The sequence below is a fragment of the Nonomuraea sp. NPDC051191 genome (genome assembly GCF_044455665.1).
In the GTDB taxonomy this organism is placed as follows: Bacteria; Actinomycetota; Actinomycetes; order Streptosporangiales; family Streptosporangiaceae; genus Nonomuraea.
Genome location: NZ_JBITEZ010000029.1, coordinates 99,347 through 115,292 on the forward strand (window position 1 = coordinate 99,347; position 15,946 = coordinate 115,292).

The window sequence follows — 15,946 nt, forward strand, 5'->3', positions numbered from 1 at the left end:
TGGCCTAGCCCCGGGCCCAGGCGGTGGCCGACCAGGTCAGCGCGTGCGTGGCGGCGGACTTGCGGAGCAGCTTGAGATGGACGACCTGGTGGTCGTCGGTGACGACGCACAGGCCCATCCCGACCCGCATGTGGGCGAAGGTCAGCGAGGATCCCAGCGGGTTCAGGTTCACGGCGTCCACGCAGGCGGCCGGGTCCGGGGTGCCGTCGAAGAGGGCCTCCTGGCCGGTGACGTCCCAGACGGTGAGCTTGGGGACCTCGTCGGTGTAGCAGTCGTAGACGAGGTCGCCGTTGCTGTCGACGTCCACCTCGGGGCCGGTGGGGGTCAGGTCGATGCCGTCCTGGAAGTGGGAGCCTTCGGTGCAGGGCGGGCCGCCGGGGAGGGTGAAACGCACGTTCTCGTACTCCTTCTCGTACTCCGGCAGGGTCGGGGACGGCACGGGGGCGGCGGTCCTCACGGGCGCGGTGGCCGGGATCGTGACGGTCACGGCGGGCGGCGGCGGGGTCGTCGTCACGGGGGCGGGGACGGGGCCGGCAAGCCTGGAGAGCACCAGGGCCGACGTGGTCACGGCGACGGCGGCGGCGCCCGTCCAGAGCGCCAGGGCCGCCCTCGTCCTCCGGGGCCGGACGGGACGCGTCGGCGAGACCCGCACCGGAGCCACCGGCCCCGGCGGCGGCGCGTACGCGTGCAACGTGGACGCCACCGCCGGAGGCAGCCAGGGACCGGCCGCCCCGCCACCCCTCGCCCCCGCGAGCGCGGCGATCTCCGCCGGGGCGGGCCGGTCGGCCGGGTCGCGGCTGAGGCAGCGGGCCAGCGGGCCGTGCAGGGCGGGCGGGCATCCGCCCAGGTCGGGGTCCTCGTTGGTGATGCGGTAGAAGAGCACGTCGGCCGGGCCCTCGCCGAACGCGGGGCGTCCCGTGGCGGCGAAGACGGCGAGCTGGCCCAGCGCGAACACGTCCGTGGCCGAAGTCACCGGCCGACCCCTGACCTGTTCGGGGGTCATGAAGGCCGGGGTTCCGACGCGCATGCCCGTGTGGGTGAGGCAGGTGGCGTCCACGGCGCGGGCGATGCCGAAGTCGATCACCTTGGGCCGGTCCTCGGCCAGCAGCACGTTCGAGGGCTTGAGGTCCCGGTGGACCAGCCCGGCCGCGTGGATGCCGGCCAGCGCCTCGGCGACACCGGCGATCAGCCGCCAGACGGTCGGCAGCGGCAGCGGCCCGTGCTCGGCCACGGCCTGGTGCAGGGACGGGCCGCAGATGTAGGCCGTGGCCAGCCAGGGGACGGCGGCGTCGGGATCGGCGTCCACCACGGGGGCGGTGAAGGCGCCCTGCACCCGCTGCGCCGCCTGGACCTCCTGGCGGAACCGGCGGCGGAACTCCGGGTCGGCGGCGTACTCGGACTTGACGATCTTCAAGGCCAGCAGGCGGCCGCCCGGCGAGACGGACAGGTAGACCTTGCCCATTCCGCCCTCCCCCAGCCGAGCGCGGAGCGGGTACCCGGCCACCGACGCCGGGTCGTCCGGGGAGAGGGGAGGGAACTTCGTGGCCATCGGGACTCCAGGGTCGGTACGGGGTTCGTCCGCGTGGACCCGGGGGCGGCCTTTCGAGCCCGCCCCGGCATGTCGCGTGGGGTCATTGTCGGCCTGGTGGGGGGTGCGGCGCCTGTCCCGTATTCGTCCCACATCGTTTGTGGTGCGGGTGCTCGCAGCGGTCAGCGGACGGTGATGGCCTCCTCCACGAGTGCCACGGCGGCGCGCGGGTCGGCGACCTCGATGACGAGCCGGGCGTAACGTTCGTCGGCCAGCTCGATGACCACCGCCTTGGCGGCGTCGTGCACGTCCCAGAAGACCTTCTCGCCGTTGAGGTGGAAGGTGCCGGCCGTGATGACGCCGGGCAGGTGGGCGCCGGGCGCGCGCACCCCCTTGGGGTCGGCGGCGATCCCCGGGTCGGCGGTGGCGCCGCGGACGTTGGCCAGCGGGATGACCAGCCGGCTCTTCAGCGCCCACAGCTTGTCCAGGCCCTCGATCTCCACGACCAGTGCCTGCTCTTCGATGCTGATCCTCGCCATGTCGTGCTCCTCAGGTGTGGTGGTCGAGCCGGCGGGCCAAGGCGGCGCCGGCCTGGTCGATGTCGGTGCCCGCGGTCCCCGCCCTGGCCCGCATGCGCAGGCCGAGGACGGCCGCGGTGAGTGCGAAGGCCAGGTCGTCCGCCTCGCCCGGGGCGGGGTCCCGTGGGCCGGCCGCCGTCCTGGCCGCCTGGTCGAACGCGGCCAGCACGGCGGCGAGCTGGTCGGCGACCTCGCGGTCCACCGGCGCGCGTTCGACCGCGGCCAGCAGCAGCAGGTTGAGGCCGACCTCGGCGGCGGGCTCGCCGGTGGCGACGCGCAGCGCCTCCGCCAGGTCGCCGGCGCCGGAGACGCGGTCGATCAGGGGGATGACGTCGTGCTCCAGGGACCAGCGCAGCGCGGCCTGGTAGAGACCGCGTTTGCTGCCGAACGTCTTGTACAGGCTGTTGCGGTGGACGCCGAGGTGGGTCACCAGCTCGTCCATGGAGATGCCGTCGTAAGACCGGGTCGAGAACAGCTCTGCCGCCGCCCGCACCACGGTGGCCTCGTCGAAGCCTCTTGGTCGTCCCATGGCTCGACCGTAGAGCATTGAGGAACGTTCAGTCAAGAACGACCGTTCCTAAACTCCTACGGCTCAACGGAACTGGGAGGATCGGGTCATGTCCGAACTGCACCGGCGAGCAGCGGCCCTCCTGTCCGAGGCCGGTTACGGCGACGAAGAACCGATCGTGGCCGGGATCCACCGGCGGGGGGCGCCGCCCGTCCTCGTGGCGCGGGGGGCGGCCTCGGGGGGTGAGCCGATGAGCGCCACGACCGTGGTCTACGCGGCGTCGCTGTCGAAGCAGATGACCGCGGCGTGCGCGGCGCTGCTGGTCCAGGATGGGGCGCTGGACATGGAGTCGTCCCTGTCGCGTTGGTTGCCCGGATCACCGGGGTGGGCGGACGACGTGCGGATCCGGCATCTCGTCCACCACACGGCGGGCCTTCCCCTGGACGCCGAGATCGACGGCCGCCTCGACGCCGCCGACCGGACCACGCCGGGCGTCGTCCGGGCCCTCACCCGGTTCCCCGCCCTGGAGCGCCGGCCGGGCACCGGGCACGTCTACTCCAACGCCGGGTACGTCTGCCTGGCGGCGGTGGTGGAACGGGCGTCCGGCCTGCCGCTGCCCGGCTTCGCCCGCGACCGGCTCTTCACTCCCCTGGGGATGGCCGCCACCCGCTACTGGCCAGGCCCAGGCCCGACGCCGGAGGGCGCCGCGCCGCTCGTCCGCCCCCGTCCCGCGCCGCTGTCCCTCGGGGACGGAGGCGTATGGACGACCCTCGACGACCTGCTCCGCTGGAGCCAGGCCCTCAACGCGGACGAACTCGGCATCTCCCCCCTCATGCAGACCCCGGGACGGCTCGACGACGGAACACCGATCGATTACGCCTGGGGAATGGGCGTACGCTCGCATGCCGGACATATCGTCTATCGCCACGGAGGCGGCTGGACGGGACTGCGCGCCATGCAGGCCCGGATCCCCGGCCTGGACGTGAGCGTCGCGTTCATCGCCATCCGCGACGACACGGACCGCCGGGTGCCGCTTCTCGACGCACTCCTGGACGTGGCGATCCGCACGTCCTGAACCGCCGCACCCACACGACCGGAGGCCGGGCGCGTCACCCCGCCGCGCCCGGATCGGACGGCGCGGTCTTCCGGACGCGGGACGTCTCGACGGAGAGCGGCGCGCCGTCCTGGCCGAGCGGGTGCAGCCGGGGCAGCTCCCGCCCCTGGCCGTCGAGCAGGACGGAGTGCGGCTCGTCCGGGGCGAAGGCGTGGCGCTCCCCCCATTGCCGCAGGGCGACGACGGCCGTGAAGAGGTCCTGCCCGGCTTCGGTGAGCCGGTAGGTGTGCCGCCGGCCGTCGGCGGCGGCGCGCCGGTCGAGGATGCCGTGCTCGACCAGCCTGCGGAGCCGATCGGTGAGGATGTTGCGGGCGATGCCCAGCCGCTGGTGGAACTCGGTGAAGGTGGTCGCGCCGTCCATCGCGTCGCGGACGATCAGCAGGCTCCACCGGTCGCCCACCAGGTCGACGGCCCGTGCGACCGGGCACGCCGGGTCGGTCCAGGCGCTTCCCGCAGCGAGTGTGACGTCCACCGGGCCCCTCCCAGGTCAGTTGCAATCTGAAACCATTATGCCCTAGCCTCCGATCGGTTGCATATTGAAACTTATCGGAGAGTGACATGTCCTCAGGAATGACCGGAAGACAACGGATCGTGCTCGCGCTGGTGTGCGCGGTGGCCGTGTCGCCCGTGTACGGCATCCAGCCGGTCCTCCAGGCCGCGGGCCGGGACCTCGGGCTGGCGGACGGATCGCTGGGCTGGCTGGTCGCCGCCGGCCAGATCGGCTACCTGGCCGGGCTGGTGCTGCTGGTCCCGCTCGGCGACCTGTTCGACCGGCGCAGGCTCATCACGGCGCACCTGCTGCTGACGGCCGCGGGCGCCGGGGTGGCCGCCGTCGCGCCCGGCGCGGGGTTCGCGATCGCGGGCCTGGCCCTGGCGGGGCTGTTCGCGGTGGTCGTCCAGATCGCGGTGGCCTACGTCGCCGCCGTCTCACCGCCCGGCGAACACGGCCGCAACATCGGCACGGTCACCTCGGGGGTGGTCGCCGGGATCCTCCTGGTCCGGGTGGTGGCGGGCCTGCTGGGCGAGCTGGCCGACTGGCGCGCGGTCTACCTCGTCATCGCCGTGCTGTGCGTGCTGCTCGCGCCGGCCGTCCGCGTCACCCTCGACGCCGACGTCCCGCGTTCCCGGGACTCCTACGGCCGGCTGCTGGCGTCGCTGGGCCGGCTGGTCACGAGCGACCGGCTGCTGCTCAGCCGGGGGCTGGTCGCGTTCTTCCTGTTCGCCTCCTTCGGCACGTTGTGGAGCGGGCTGGCGCTGCCCCTCGGCGCCGCGCCGTGGCACCTCGGCACCACCGAGATCGGACTGTTCGGGCTCGCCGGTCTCACCGGGGCGCTGGGCGCGGCCCGGGCCGGCCGATGGGCCGACCGAGGCCTGGCGTTCTCGGTCACCGTCTGGTCGCTGCTGCTGCTCGCGGCCTCGTGGCTGCTGATCGCCCAGGTGGGGTCGTCGTTGTGGCTGCTGATCGTCGGCGTCGTCGTGCTGGACTTCGCCGTGCAGGCCGTGCACGTCAGCAGCCAGCATCTGCTCACCACCGCGCGGCCCGACCGGAGCAGCGGAGTCATCGGCGCGTACATGGCCTGCTACTCCCTCGGCTCCGCGCTCGGCGCGATCACCACCACCTGGGCCTACAGCGTCGCGGGCTGGTGGGGCGCCTGCCTGCTCGGCGCGGTCTACGCCCTGCTCGGGCTCGTCGTCGCCGTCTCGACCCGGCGTCTCACCGTCCCGCGGGCGAGCACGTCCGTCCCGGCCTGAACGGGCTCAGGCGAGGTCGAGGATCGGCACGAGCTGCTCCTCCTCGTACGTCAGGTGCGCTTCGAGCTCGTCGGTCAGCCGCTCGATCTCCGCGCGCACCTTCACCGGGTCCTCACCCGACAGGGCCTCCTTCAGCTCCGCCACGAGCACGGCGATGCGCTCGTGCTCCCCGGCCAGCCGCTCGATGACCGGGGCGAGCTCGGGATGCCGCTCGGCCAGCGCCGGGAACATCATCGCGTCCTCGCCGGTGTGATGGTTGTGCAGCCCCTGGCACATGGTCAGGCAGTTGATCCGCAGCTGCACGCCCAGGCCGGGGCGGCCGCCGGCGGTCAGCTCCTTGCGGATCAGCGCCAGCTCGCGCCGGAAGCCGTCGTGCACCAGCTTGAGGTACGCCCCGCCGGAGGGCGCGCTCGACCGGGGCGGGCCCGGCACGATGTTCAGCGCGACGACCGGGATGACGCGGGCCGTCTTGGCCTGGTAGTCCGCCCAGCCGGGATCGCCGTCCACGGCACGGGCGAAGGCGGCGTCCCGCTCGGCCCCCTCCAGGATCTCCGCCTCGACGTCGAAGACGAAGACGCCGCTCTCGACGGTCGCGCGGGGCTCGGCCCGCAGGTTGTGGTACCAGGCGGGGTTCTTCGGCGCTCCCCCGGCGGAGGCGATGACCAGCATGCGCTCGCCGCCGTCCGGCAGGTAGCCGAGCGGGGTCGTGTGCGGCTTTCCCGAACGCGCGCCGGTCGTGGTGAGCAGGAGCAGTCTCGCTCCTTCGAAATAGCCCCCGACCTGGCCGTTGTTGGCGCGGAACTCGTCGATGACCTGCTTGTTGAAATCCACTCTTCTCCATGGGTGATGGTCTCTGCTCTGACGTGCTGAGAGGGAGAAGAGGAAGCGGCGGGCCGCGCGCCCGCCGGGCGGTCACGCCAGGGCCGGGCTGCTCTCTGGTTCGTGGCCCAAGGCCGACCCGGCAGTCACGGGGGCGACGCTACTTCATCACAACAATCTTCGCAAAGCGGCCGTATGACGCGGCCGGCGCGGCGAGGTCCGGCGTCGGCGCCGGACCTCGCCGCCTCCACGGGAGGCGTCCGACGCGGCTACTCGGCGTACGGCTGGTCCTCGCCCTGGTCGCTGTAACCCAGGCTCCAGACGTAGCCGTCGGGGTCGGCGAAGGTGCCGCCGTAGCCGCCCCACGGCAGGGCGCCGGCGGGCTTGAGGATCGTGGCGCCGGCCTTCTCCGCCTCTTCCATGATCTCGTCGACCCGGGCCTCGCTGCGGACGACATAGGTGAGGACGACCCCGCTGAAACCGCTGCCTTCCGGGCTCAGCCCGACCAGGCCGGCCAGACCTTCGCGGCCGTAGAAGCCGACGGGCGAGGCGCCGTCCGACTCGAAGAACACCGAGATGCCGTAGTCGTTCTGGATCTTCCAGCCGAGGCCCTCGGTGTAGAACCGCTTGGCCCGGTCCATGTCCTGGACGGCGAGCAGGATCGAGCTGACGTGCGCTTTCATGCCTTGTCTCCTTGACGCTTCAGACGTTCTGACGATGAGAGCCACGCTACGGAAGGCCCCTCTCCGGGCGCTTCTCGATTCCTGACCGGTTGCCCCACCGGCCCCGCACGACGACTTGACGAGCCCTCACCAATTGTACGAAGATCCCGAACTGTACGTTTTTCCCGAACTATCGTATGAAGGTGCACCCGTGAGACGCCGCCCCGGCCTGATCCTCGCCCTGCTGGCCCTTTCCCAGCTCATCACCTCGCTCGACTTCAACATCGTCTTCGTCGCCCTCCCCCGGATCGGCGCCGAGCTGGACTTCTCCCCGCAGACCCTGCAATGGGTGGCCAGCGCCTACGCCGTCGCGTACGGCGGGTTCCTGCTGCTCGGCGGCCGGGCGGCCGACCTGCTCGGGCACCGCAGGATGTTCGTGGGCGCGCTGGCGCTGTTCGCGATCGCCTCCCTGGCCGGCGGGCTGGCGCAGAGCCCCGGGACCCTCGTGGCCGCGCGGGCCGTGCAGGGGCTGGGCGGCGCGCTGCTGTTCCCGGCGACGCTGGCGCTGGTCAACACCGGCTTCGCCGAGGGGAGCGCGCGCAACAGGGCGCTGGCGGTCTGGAGCGGCGCGGGCGCCAGCGGCCTGGCGCTCGGCTCGTTGCTCGGCGGCCTGCTGACCGGCGCGTGGGGCTGGGAGGCGGTCTTCTACGTCAACGTGCCGCTCGCCGTCGTCGCGATCGCGGGCGCCTGGCTGCTGCTGCCGGCCGACGGAGCCCGCGCGCGGGGCCGCCGGTTCGACGTCCCGGGCGCGGTGCTGGCCACCGGGGGCGTCAGCCTGCTCGCCTACGCCCTCATCCAGGGCCCCGAGTCCGGGTGGAGCTCACCGCTCATCACCGGCGGGTTCGTGCTGGCCGCAGTGCTGCTGGGCGCGTTCGTCGCGGTCGAGAAGGCGGGCGCCGACCCGCTCATGCCGCTGCGGCTGTTCGGCAACCGCAGCCTCGGCTCGGCCATCGCGGTCATCCTGGTCTTCGGCGCCACCTTCAACGCACTGCCGTACTTCCTGACCCTCTACTTCCAGACCGTGCTCGGGTACGGCGCCGTGGCGACCGGGCTGGCGTTCCTGGTGCCGTCCCTGCTGATCGCGCTCGGCACCCAGCTCGGCGGGCGGCTGGCCGGGCGGATCGGGATGCGGGTCACCCTGCTCATCGGCACCGTCGGCGGGGCGGCGGGCACCGCGCTGCTGGCGCTGGGGATCAGCGCCGACGGGTCGTACTGGGGGGTGCTGCCCGGCATCGTCGTCTCGGGCGTCAGCCAGGGCCTCACCTGGACCGGGATGTGGATCGCCTCGGCCACCGGCGTGGTGGCCGGCGAGCAGGGGATCGCGTCCGGCATGGCCTCGACCGCGCTCCAGGTCGGCGCGGCGCTCGGGCTCGCGGTGCTGGTCGCGGCCGGCGGGGTGGGCGAGGCCACCGGGCCCGCGCTCGCCGCCGGGATGCGTACGGCGGTGCTCGTCGCGGCCGCGGGCATGCTGCTCGGGACCGTCGTCGCCCTCACCTTCGCCAGGCACCGCGCCACCGCCCCGCTCCCCGCCTGACCCCGCCTGACCACCGGCCCCGGTCCGCTCCCCCGCCTGTCTTCCGGCGCCAGGGGCGCTGCCCCGCCCCGGCGCTCACCCCTGGCGGAGGCGGTCGTAGAGCAGGCAGATCGCGCCCGAGTCGGTGGTCGACAGGTCGGTGAGCGACCAGTGCGAGGCGGGCAGACCGTCCTCCAGCAGCCGGGCGCCGCCGCCGGCCACCTCCGGGCAGAGCGTGATGCTGAGCCGGTCCAGCGCGTCCGCCGCCAGCAGGGCCTTGATGACGCTGCCGCTGGCCAGGACGATGATGTCGCCCCCGGACTGCCCCCGCAGCCGCTCGACCACCTCGGCGGGACCGGCCTCGGCCAGGCGGGAGTTCTGCCACGGCGCGTCCGTCAGGGTCGAGGAGAAGACGATCTTCTCGGTCTCGTCGAGCCACTGGGCGAAGGCCCGGTCGCGGGGATCGGCGTCCTCGTCCTTGGCGACCGCCGGCCAGAAGGAGCCGAAGCCCTCGTAGTTCTTCCGGCCGAGCAGGACGGTGGTGGCGGCGCCCGTCACGCGGATCATGTGGTCGCGGGCGCCGTCGCTGACGGCGTGCGGGACGATCCAGCTCATGTCGTACTCGCCGCCCTGGCCGCTGACCCGGCCGTCGAGGGACAGCGAGATGTTGCCGACGACCCTGCGGCCCTGGACGTTGCCGTGCTGCGTCATTTCCGACTCTCCTTGGAAGTGCTTTCCCGATGTGCACGATCCTGCCGTTCGGGCAGGCCGGGAACATCGGCCACCTGGCAGAGATGCCGCCCAACCCCTGGCCTATTTGCTGGCATACTTCGGGCGATGTCTGGTTTTCGTCATGCTCCGGCGGAGTTGTCGTCGTTCGTGGGCCGGGTCGAGGAGCTGGCGGCGGTCGGCGCGGCGGTGGCGTCCGGGCGGGTGCTGACCTTGACCGGTCCGGGCGGGTGCGGGAAGACCCGGCTGGCGATGCGCCTGTGCCAAGCGGCGGCCGGGGAGTGGCCGGACGGCGTCTTCTGGGTCGGCCTGGAGCAGGAGACCGACGGCGGCCAGGTCGGCCACCGGATGGCCGCCGCGCTGGACGTCCTGCTGCCCGCCGGGCGCGACCCGGTGGCGGTGCTGGCCGCCGCGCTGCGGGAGCGCGAGCTCCTGGTCGTCCTCGACAACTGCGAGCACGTGCTGGACGACGCGGCCGCGATCGTCGCGGCGGTGCTGGCGGCGTGCCCGCGCGTGGCGGTGGTCGCCACCAGCCGGTCCAGGCTCGGCGTGCCCGGCGAGCGGGTGTGGCCGGTGCCGCCGATGAGCCTGGCCGACGCCCTGGAGCTGTTCCTCGAACGCGTCGACCCGCCCGCGGCGTCCCCCTCGGACGGGACGGCGGCCCGCGCGGCCGGGTCGCAGGCCAGGCGGATCTGCGACCGGCTCGACCGGCTGCCCCTCGCGCTGGAGCTGGCGGCCGGCTGGGCGGGAGCCCTGTCGCTGACGCAGATCGCGGACTCTCTGAGCGCCCCCTTCGACCTCCTGGACGGCGGCGCGCGCACCACCCCCTTCCGCCAGCGCACACTGCAGGCGTCGATGAGCTGGAGCCACGACCTGCTGGACGACGACGAGCGGGTGCTGTTCCGGCGCGCCGGGGTGTTCGAGCCGGGCTTCACCGCCGACGCCGTGGCCCGCCTGGCCGAGCTCGGCGGGCCCGGCCGCGGGCGCCTGCTCAAGGCGTTGCGGGGGCTGATCGACAAGTCGCTGGTCGTGGCCGACACGACGGGCGCGGTGGCCCGGTACCGGATGCTGGGGGTGGTGCGGGCGTACGCGCTGGACCGCCTGGCGGAGGCGCAGGAGGACACGGCCGGCCGCGACCTGCACCTGGACCTGCACGTGTCGTTGCTGGAGGGCCTGGCGCCGCTGCTGGAGACCGGCAAGGACGCCTGGCGGGCGCAGGTCGGCGCCGCCTACCCCAACGTGCGCGCCGCGATCGAGTGGGGGCTGTCGCGTCCGGACACGGCGCGGGGGCGGCGCCTGGCCGCGGACTGCGCGTGGCTGTGGCACCTGGAGGGACGCGGCGCCGAGGGCGTCGCGCTGCTGCGCCGGGCCGCGGCGCTCGGCGCCGGCGAGCGCGGCCCGCTCCAGGCCCGGGTCCTGGCGGCGCTGGCGTTCGTGCTCAACACCGCCGAGCCGGGCATGGAGGCGTTCGAGGTGGCGCGGGCGGCGCGGGAGCTGGCGCGGGCGGCCGGCGCTCCTGAGGCGGCCCGCCCGGCCGGGCCGCTGATCGCGATCGGCCTGCTGGCGACGGGCCTCCCCGAGGCGCTGGCGGAGGCCCGCGCGGTGCGGGACGAGGCCGTCCAGGCCGGGGACGGGTTCGTCGCCGACTGCGCGGAGGCGTTCGTCGCCCTGGTGCACGTGCTCGGCGACGACTACCGGCAGGCGATCGCGTGCTTCGAGCCGGTCGTGGAACGGCTGCTCCGGCGCGGCGACCGCGGCGTGGCCTCCTTCGCGCTGGGCTGGTGGGCGCTGGCCGCCGCCCGGTCGGGCACGCTGGAGCGGGCCGCGGAGCTGGCCGGACGGGCCGTCGCGACGGCGGAACCGCTGCGCGACCTGCATTGGACCGGCTCGGCCCGGGTCGTCCTGGCGGAGATCCGCATCCTTCAGGGCCGCTTGCGGGAGGCCGCCGCCGCGCTGGAGCCCATGGAGCGCCTGTTCGACGCGGCGGGACGGCTGCCGTTCATCACCGGGTGGGAACGCACCCAGGCGATGCTCGCGCTCGGCCACGACCGCCCGCGCGAGGCGGTGGAGTGGTGCTGGCAGGAGGTGCGCTGGCAGGACGAGCCCGACGCGGCGTGGCTTGCGCCCGACACCCAGATCGTGCTGGCCGCGGCGCTGCGGCGGTCCGGCGAGGAGGCGTCGGCGGCGCGGGTGCTGGAGGTGCTGGCGCGGTCGCCGGTGACCGGACGGATGCCGCGCGTGCGCGCCGGCGTGCTGGACGAGCAGGCGCTGCTCGCCCACGAGAGCGACCCCGAACGCGCGCTGCGGCTGCACCACGAGGCCCTGCGCATCCGCGTCGAGCACGACCTGGTCTTCGACCGCGTGGCCAGCCTGGAGGCCCTGGCGCTGCTCAACCTGCGTCGCGGCGCCGTCGAGGCGGCCGGGGTGCTGGCCGGGGCCGCCGGGCGCGCCCGCGCCGACCTCGGGGCCGCGCCCCGCCCCCTCCCGTCCGCCGACGGCGAGGACGGCGAGACCCTGCGTACGGCCGCCGAACGGGGACGCGCGATGGACCTGGACGCGGCGGTCGCCTACGCCACCCGCGCCCGGGGGCCGCGCCGCCGGCCCGGATCCGGCTGGGAGAGCCTGACCCCGGCCGAGCGGTCGGTGGCCGGGCTCGCCGCCGAAGGGCTGTCCAACCCGGAGATCGCCGCCCGGCTGTTCGTCAGCCGGGGCACGGTCAAGACCCACCTGGCGCACGTCTACGCCAAGCTCCAGGTCGCCAACCGCACCGAACTCGCCCGCGCGACGTCCGCCCGCGACGGGGAGGACGCGACGCGTACGGGGTGAGCGCCCGTCCGGACGCCGGTGACGTCAGGGGGCGGGAACGAGGTCGCGGCGGATGGCCTGGCTCGCCGCGCGGTGCTCGGCCGCCGCGGCCGGGTCGGTCTCGTCGAGCACCGCCGCGATGCCCTCGTGGGCCAGGACCTCCTTGTGCCGCGCGCCCACCTTGGGAGCCAGTTCGAGAGCCTGGCGGTGCAGGCGCAGCGCCTCCTCGGGCAGGCCGGCCAATCGGCACGTCTCGCCGTAGCCGTAGAGGAAGTGCACCTTCCAGTGCTCCTCGAACAGCTCGTCCAGCAGGGCGAACGCCTGCCGGTGGCTGTCCAGCGCCTCCTCGTGACGGCCCGTCTGGCGCAGGGCGACGCCCAGGCAGTTGAGGCACCACGCCTCGTTGTGCTTGTGGCCGTCCTCGCGGGCCAGCTCCAGGGCCTGGCGCAGGTGCCCGGCGGCCTCGTCGGGCTGCTCGTGCACGATGGCCAGGCCGAGGGTGATCCGGGCGGTCAGCGTGGCGGGCCAGCCGGGCTCGCCGTGCGTCAGGGCCAGCACCTCGCGGGCCAGCCGGGCCGCCTCCTCCCGGCGTCCCAGTTGCAACATCGCCCACGCCTCGTCGGCCGCGGCGTGGGCCGCGCCCATCGGGCAGCCGGCGTCGTCGTAGAGCCGGGCCGCCTGCCGGAAGAGGTCGAGCGGCTCCTCGACGTGGCCCTCGTCCCAGCTCAGGTAGCCGCGGCGCATCATCAGGTCCGCCGCGGAGCGGGCGTCGCCGGCCTGGGACACCAGGGGCGCCGCCGCCTCGTACGCGGCTCCGGCCTCGGCCATGCGGCCCGCGTTGTAGCGGGCGAAGCCCAGGTCGCTGTGCGCCTCGGCGAGCTGCCACGGGTCGCCCAGGCGTTCCGCGGCCGCCAGCGACCGTTCGAAGAGCATGTTGAGGTGGGTCGTGCCGCAGCGCCGGGCGAAGAACGCGCGCATGAAGCGGGGCAGCTCGCACGCGTGCGCGTCGGCCCCGATGGCGACCGCCAGCTCGAAGGCGCCCATCAGGTTGCCGTACTCGGCGACGAACCAGCCCAGAGCCGCGTGCTTGCTGCCGAACACCGGCAGATCGGCCGGAGGGCTGCCCGCCGACGCGGCACGGCTGCCCGACTCGTATGGCATCGCGGCGTCGGCGGCGGCCGCCGCGTGCACGTAGTAGTCGAGCACCCGGCCCAGCGCCTGCTCCCGCTCGGCCGGCGAGTCCTGCTCCTCGGCGGCCCGGCGCGCGTGCTGGTGGACGAGGTCGTGCAGCGTGTACCGGCCGGGCGAGGGCTGCTGGACGAGGTGGGCGTCGAGCAGGTCCTCCAGCATCGCCCGCGCGCTGCGCAGCGGCACGCCGGCCAGCGCGGCGGCCACGTAGTCGTCGAAGGAGGACCCGGACAGCAGGCCCAGCAGCCGGAACAGGCGGCGCTGGGCCCGGTCGAGCTGCCGTACGGACATGGCGAAGGCGGTGTCGAACTCGCTCGGGCCCTCGGCCATGCGCTCGACCAGGATGCCGGCGGTCCAGCCGGGCCGGTGCCGCAGCCGGGCCCCGGCCAGCCGCAGGGCCAGCGGCAGGTGGCCGCACAGCCGCAGCACCTCGGCCGCCGCCTCGGGGTCGCGGGCCAGCCGCCCGTCGGGGCCGCCGGGTTCGCCGCTGGCGCGGGCCAGCAGGCGCGCGCTCTCCTCCGGGGTGAGCACGTCCAGCGAGACGGGCGGCACCTCCTCCAGGCCGACCAGCCGGTTGCGGCTGGTGATCAGCGTGACGGTCTCGCCCGCGCCGGGCAGCAGCATGCGGACCTGGTCGGCCCCGGCGGCGTTGTCGAGCACCACGACGGCCCGCCGTCCGGCCAGCTCCGCCCGCCAGCACGCGGCCAGCGGCTCGATGCCGCCCTCCTGCGGGATCTTCTCCGAGGGGACGTCGAGCGCGGCGAGCAGGGTCCGCAGCGCGGGGTCGGGGTCGAGCGGTTCGCGACCTTCGGTGAACCCGTGCAGGTCCAGGTAGAGCTGGGCGTCGGGGTAGTCGGCGGCGAGCCGGTGGGCGGCGTGCACGGCCAGGCAGGTCTTGCCGACGCCCGCCATGCCGTCCACGGCCACCACCCGGTTCTCGGCGACCGCGGCGAGCACGGCGTCGAGCTGGGCCTCGCGCCCGGTGAAGTCCGGCACGTCGCGCGGCAGGTCGTTGCGCGGCGGACGGGGGGCGCCGGCGGGCGGCGAGGGCGGCTGCACCTGGCGGCTCGCCTTCGGGGGCGCCGGCAGGGGGTTGGTCGCCCGCTCCCACAGGGGACGCAACGGGCGGGGGTCGCGCTTGACCAGGCGGCACAGCTCGATCACCGCGGCCCATGGCGGCACCGACTGGCCGCTGAGATAGCGCGACAGCGAGGACGAGCTGAGGCCCGTCTCGCGGGCGAGCGCCCGTACGCCGTGCCCGGAGAGCTCCTGGAGCAGGCGTAGCCGGTTGGCCAGCTCGTCCTGGGGGTCCGCCGTCTGCTGTCGTGTCACCTGTTTCTGCCTTTCTGTCCCGTCGCGAAGGAAACTTACCTGGACGAATCACCGCAGGCCAACGGCATTCCGGCTGTCCCACGGTGTCCCACGGGCATCGTCGTGGCGCGCCGGCTCGGCTGAGATGGAGTCACGCCCCGGGGGACGGGGCGCCGACCAGGACAAGCAACCCGAAAAGGGAGAACCACCATGCAGTCTCGTATGCAGAACCCGGCCGTCGTTCTGTCCGGCGCGATGCAGCCCATCCAGGACCTGTTCAAGGCGGTGCACTCCGGCGGGGTGGACGCCCAGACGCTGGAGCTGGTGCACCTGCGGGTCAGCCAGATCAACGGGTGCAGCGCCTGCGTCGACGCGGGCGTCAAGACCGGACGCAAGTCCGGGGTGAGCGAGGAGCGGCTGGCCACGGTCGTCGCCTGGCGGGAGGCCCCGTACTTCAGCGAGGAGGAGCGGGCGGCGCTGGAGCTGGCCGAGGCCGCCACGCGGCTGGCCGACCGGTCCGACGCGGTCAGCGACGAGGTCTGGGACAGGGCCGCCACCTACTACGACGAGAAGCAGCTCGCCGCGATCGTGCTGATGGTCGGCGTGACCAACCTGTTCAACCGGCTCAACGCCACCACCCGGCAGATCGCCGGCGCCTGGGGATGAACCGCACCACCCATAAAACGGTCAGTACTAACATCCAACCCACAAAGAAGGAGATTTCACCATGAGCACCACGAAGAAGACCGGCGCGGACAACAAGGGTTTCGAGGGTTTCAGCGAGGACGAGCGCGCGGCGATGAAGGCGCACTCCAGCGAGCTGAAGAAGGCCGCGCGGCGCGGCGGGAAGGCGACGGCGGCCGACGGCGACCGCGACATCCTGGAGAAGATCGCCGAGATGGCCGAGGACGACCGCGTCCTGGCCGAGGCGGTGCACGCCATCATCAGGTCCGCCGCGCCGGACCTCACCCCGAAGACCTGGTACGGGATGCCGGCCTACGCCAAGGACGGCAGCGTCGTGTGCTTCTTCAAGCCCGCGGCGAAGTTCAAGTCCCGGTACGCCACCCTCGACTTCAACGACGGGGCGACCCTTGAGGACGGCGCCATGTGGCCGAGCGCCTTCGCGCTGAAGGAGCTGACCCCCGAGACCGAGGCGCGCATCGCCGCCCTCGTGCAGCAGGCCGCGGGCTGAGGTCCGGGAACCCGCCGGGTTCTGCTCCACCGCGGCGGGCCGGACCCTGCTCCGGCCCGGCCCGCCGCAGTGGAGCACGTGACCGTCAGACCTCTTCCACGCTGCTCGGCTCACGCCGGGACAGATCGATACCGAGTTCCTCCGCCGCGCGGAAGACGTCCTCGTCGGTGTCGCGCATCTCGATGGA

General features: G+C 73.9%; 14 protein-coding genes. 6 read left to right on the forward strand and 8 right to left on the reverse strand.

All coding sequences use genetic code 11. The features are described from left to right. Window positions 1–4: 4 nt before the first annotated feature. From ACIA8R_RS49705 to ACIA8R_RS49715, 3 genes are all read right to left on the reverse strand, one after another. On the reverse strand, window positions 5–1,549 hold the full coding sequence (locus ACIA8R_RS49705; protein WP_397044961.1) for a serine/threonine-protein kinase: 1,545 nt from the start codon (window positions 1,547–1,549) through the stop codon (window positions 5–7). 161 nt (window positions 1,550–1,710) lie between these two features. Then, window positions 1,711–2,067 carry a hypothetical protein gene (locus tag ACIA8R_RS49710; RefSeq protein ID WP_357708505.1) on the reverse strand — a complete coding sequence of 119 codons (357 nt, stop codon included), beginning with the start codon at window positions 2,065–2,067 and terminating at the stop codon, window positions 1,711–1,713. A 10-nt stretch (window positions 2,068–2,077) separates the two neighbouring features. Further along, entirely contained in the window at window positions 2,078–2,635 is a 558-nt protein-coding gene (locus ACIA8R_RS49715; RefSeq protein WP_397044963.1) for a TetR/AcrR family transcriptional regulator, read from the reverse strand. Window positions 2,636–2,723: 88 nt separating this feature from the next. Here ACIA8R_RS49715 and ACIA8R_RS49720 point away from each other — a divergent pair, with 88 nt between their 5' ends. Further along, window positions 2,724–3,689, forward strand: a complete 966-nt coding sequence (locus ACIA8R_RS49720) for a serine hydrolase domain-containing protein (protein ID WP_397044965.1) — start codon at window positions 2,724–2,726, stop codon at window positions 3,687–3,689. A gap of 34 nt (window positions 3,690–3,723) precedes the next feature. Here ACIA8R_RS49720 and ACIA8R_RS49725 read toward each other — a convergent pair whose 3' ends face one another. Beyond that, window positions 3,724–4,200 carry a winged helix-turn-helix transcriptional regulator gene (locus ACIA8R_RS49725; RefSeq protein WP_397044967.1) on the reverse strand — a complete coding sequence of 159 codons (477 nt, stop codon included), beginning with the start codon at window positions 4,198–4,200 and terminating at the stop codon, window positions 3,724–3,726. A 98-nt stretch (window positions 4,201–4,298) separates the two neighbouring features. Between ACIA8R_RS49725 and ACIA8R_RS49730 the strand changes: the two genes are divergently transcribed. Next, the gene (locus ACIA8R_RS49730; RefSeq protein WP_397044969.1) at window positions 4,299–5,480 is read left to right on the forward strand and encodes an MFS transporter; all 1,182 of its coding nucleotides are present in this window, start codon (window positions 4,299–4,301) and stop codon (window positions 5,478–5,480) included. A 6-nt stretch (window positions 5,481–5,486) separates the two neighbouring features. On the opposite strand, the gene ACIA8R_RS49735 is transcribed toward ACIA8R_RS49730, so the two are convergent. Continuing rightward, window positions 5,487–6,311 carry a nitroreductase/quinone reductase family protein gene (locus ACIA8R_RS49735; protein ID WP_397044973.1) on the reverse strand — a complete coding sequence of 275 codons (825 nt, stop codon included), beginning with the start codon at window positions 6,309–6,311 and terminating at the stop codon, window positions 5,487–5,489. A 257-nt stretch (window positions 6,312–6,568) separates the two neighbouring features. Then, a complete protein-coding gene (locus tag ACIA8R_RS49740; protein ID WP_357710818.1) occupies window positions 6,569–6,982 on the reverse strand; it encodes a VOC family protein in 414 nt (137 codons plus the stop codon). 190 nt (window positions 6,983–7,172) lie between these two features. Here ACIA8R_RS49740 and ACIA8R_RS49745 point away from each other — a divergent pair, with 190 nt between their 5' ends. Then, window positions 7,173–8,555: an MFS transporter gene (locus tag ACIA8R_RS49745; RefSeq protein ID WP_397044975.1), complete on the forward strand. Its 1,383-nt coding sequence runs from the start codon at window positions 7,173–7,175 to the stop codon at window positions 8,553–8,555. Between the two features lie 75 nt (window positions 8,556–8,630). Here ACIA8R_RS49745 and ACIA8R_RS49750 read toward each other — a convergent pair whose 3' ends face one another. Beyond that, the gene (locus ACIA8R_RS49750) at window positions 8,631–9,245 is read right to left on the reverse strand and encodes a dihydrofolate reductase family protein (protein ID WP_397044976.1); all 615 of its coding nucleotides are present in this window, start codon (window positions 9,243–9,245) and stop codon (window positions 8,631–8,633) included. Between the two features lie 126 nt (window positions 9,246–9,371). Between ACIA8R_RS49750 and ACIA8R_RS49755 the strand changes: the two genes are divergently transcribed. After that, the gene (locus tag ACIA8R_RS49755) at window positions 9,372–12,089 is read left to right on the forward strand and encodes a LuxR C-terminal-related transcriptional regulator (RefSeq protein ID WP_397044978.1); all 2,718 of its coding nucleotides are present in this window, start codon (window positions 9,372–9,374) and stop codon (window positions 12,087–12,089) included. Between the two features lie 24 nt (window positions 12,090–12,113). Here ACIA8R_RS49755 and ACIA8R_RS49760 read toward each other — a convergent pair whose 3' ends face one another. After that, window positions 12,114–14,588, reverse strand: a complete 2,475-nt coding sequence (locus ACIA8R_RS49760) for a tetratricopeptide repeat protein (protein ID WP_397044980.1) — start codon at window positions 14,586–14,588, stop codon at window positions 12,114–12,116. Window positions 14,589–14,777: 189 nt separating this feature from the next. On the opposite strand from ACIA8R_RS49760, the gene ACIA8R_RS49765 reads away from it, so the two are divergent. Beyond that, window positions 14,778–15,233 (forward strand): carboxymuconolactone decarboxylase family protein, encoded by a 456-nt coding sequence (locus ACIA8R_RS49765; RefSeq protein ID WP_357710830.1) that lies wholly within the window; start codon window positions 14,778–14,780, stop codon window positions 15,231–15,233. 61 nt (window positions 15,234–15,294) lie between these two features. After that, entirely contained in the window at window positions 15,295–15,759 is a 465-nt protein-coding gene (locus tag ACIA8R_RS49770; RefSeq protein ID WP_364104626.1) for a DUF1801 domain-containing protein, read from the forward strand. Window positions 15,760–15,946 lie beyond the last annotated feature (187 nt).

Excerpts from the sequence above, each read along its gene's own strand:
- ACIA8R_RS49705 (WP_397044961.1), bottom strand. The coding sequence starts at position 1,549 with ATGGCCACGAAGTTCCCTCCCCTCTCCCCGGACGACCCGGCGTCGGTG.
- ACIA8R_RS49710 (WP_357708505.1), bottom strand. The coding sequence starts at position 2,067 with ATGGCGAGGATCAGCATCGAAGAGCAGGCACTGGTCGTGGAGATCGAG.
- ACIA8R_RS49715 (WP_397044963.1), bottom strand. The coding sequence starts at position 2,635 with ATGGGACGACCAAGAGGCTTCGACGAGGCCACCGTGGTGCGGGCGGCG.
- ACIA8R_RS49720 (WP_397044965.1), top strand. The coding sequence starts at position 2,724 with ATGTCCGAACTGCACCGGCGAGCAGCGGCCCTCCTGTCCGAGGCCGGT.
- ACIA8R_RS49730 (WP_397044969.1), top strand. The coding sequence starts at position 4,299 with ATGACCGGAAGACAACGGATCGTGCTCGCGCTGGTGTGCGCGGTGGCC.
- ACIA8R_RS49740 (WP_357710818.1), bottom strand. The coding sequence starts at position 6,982 with ATGAAAGCGCACGTCAGCTCGATCCTGCTCGCCGTCCAGGACATGGAC.
- ACIA8R_RS49750 (WP_397044976.1), bottom strand. The coding sequence starts at position 9,245 with ATGACGCAGCACGGCAACGTCCAGGGCCGCAGGGTCGTCGGCAACATC.
- ACIA8R_RS49755 (WP_397044978.1), top strand. The coding sequence starts at position 9,372 with ATGTCTGGTTTTCGTCATGCTCCGGCGGAGTTGTCGTCGTTCGTGGGC.
- ACIA8R_RS49765 (WP_357710830.1), top strand. The coding sequence starts at position 14,778 with ATGCAGTCTCGTATGCAGAACCCGGCCGTCGTTCTGTCCGGCGCGATG.
- ACIA8R_RS49770 (WP_364104626.1), top strand. The coding sequence starts at position 15,295 with ATGAGCACCACGAAGAAGACCGGCGCGGACAACAAGGGTTTCGAGGGT.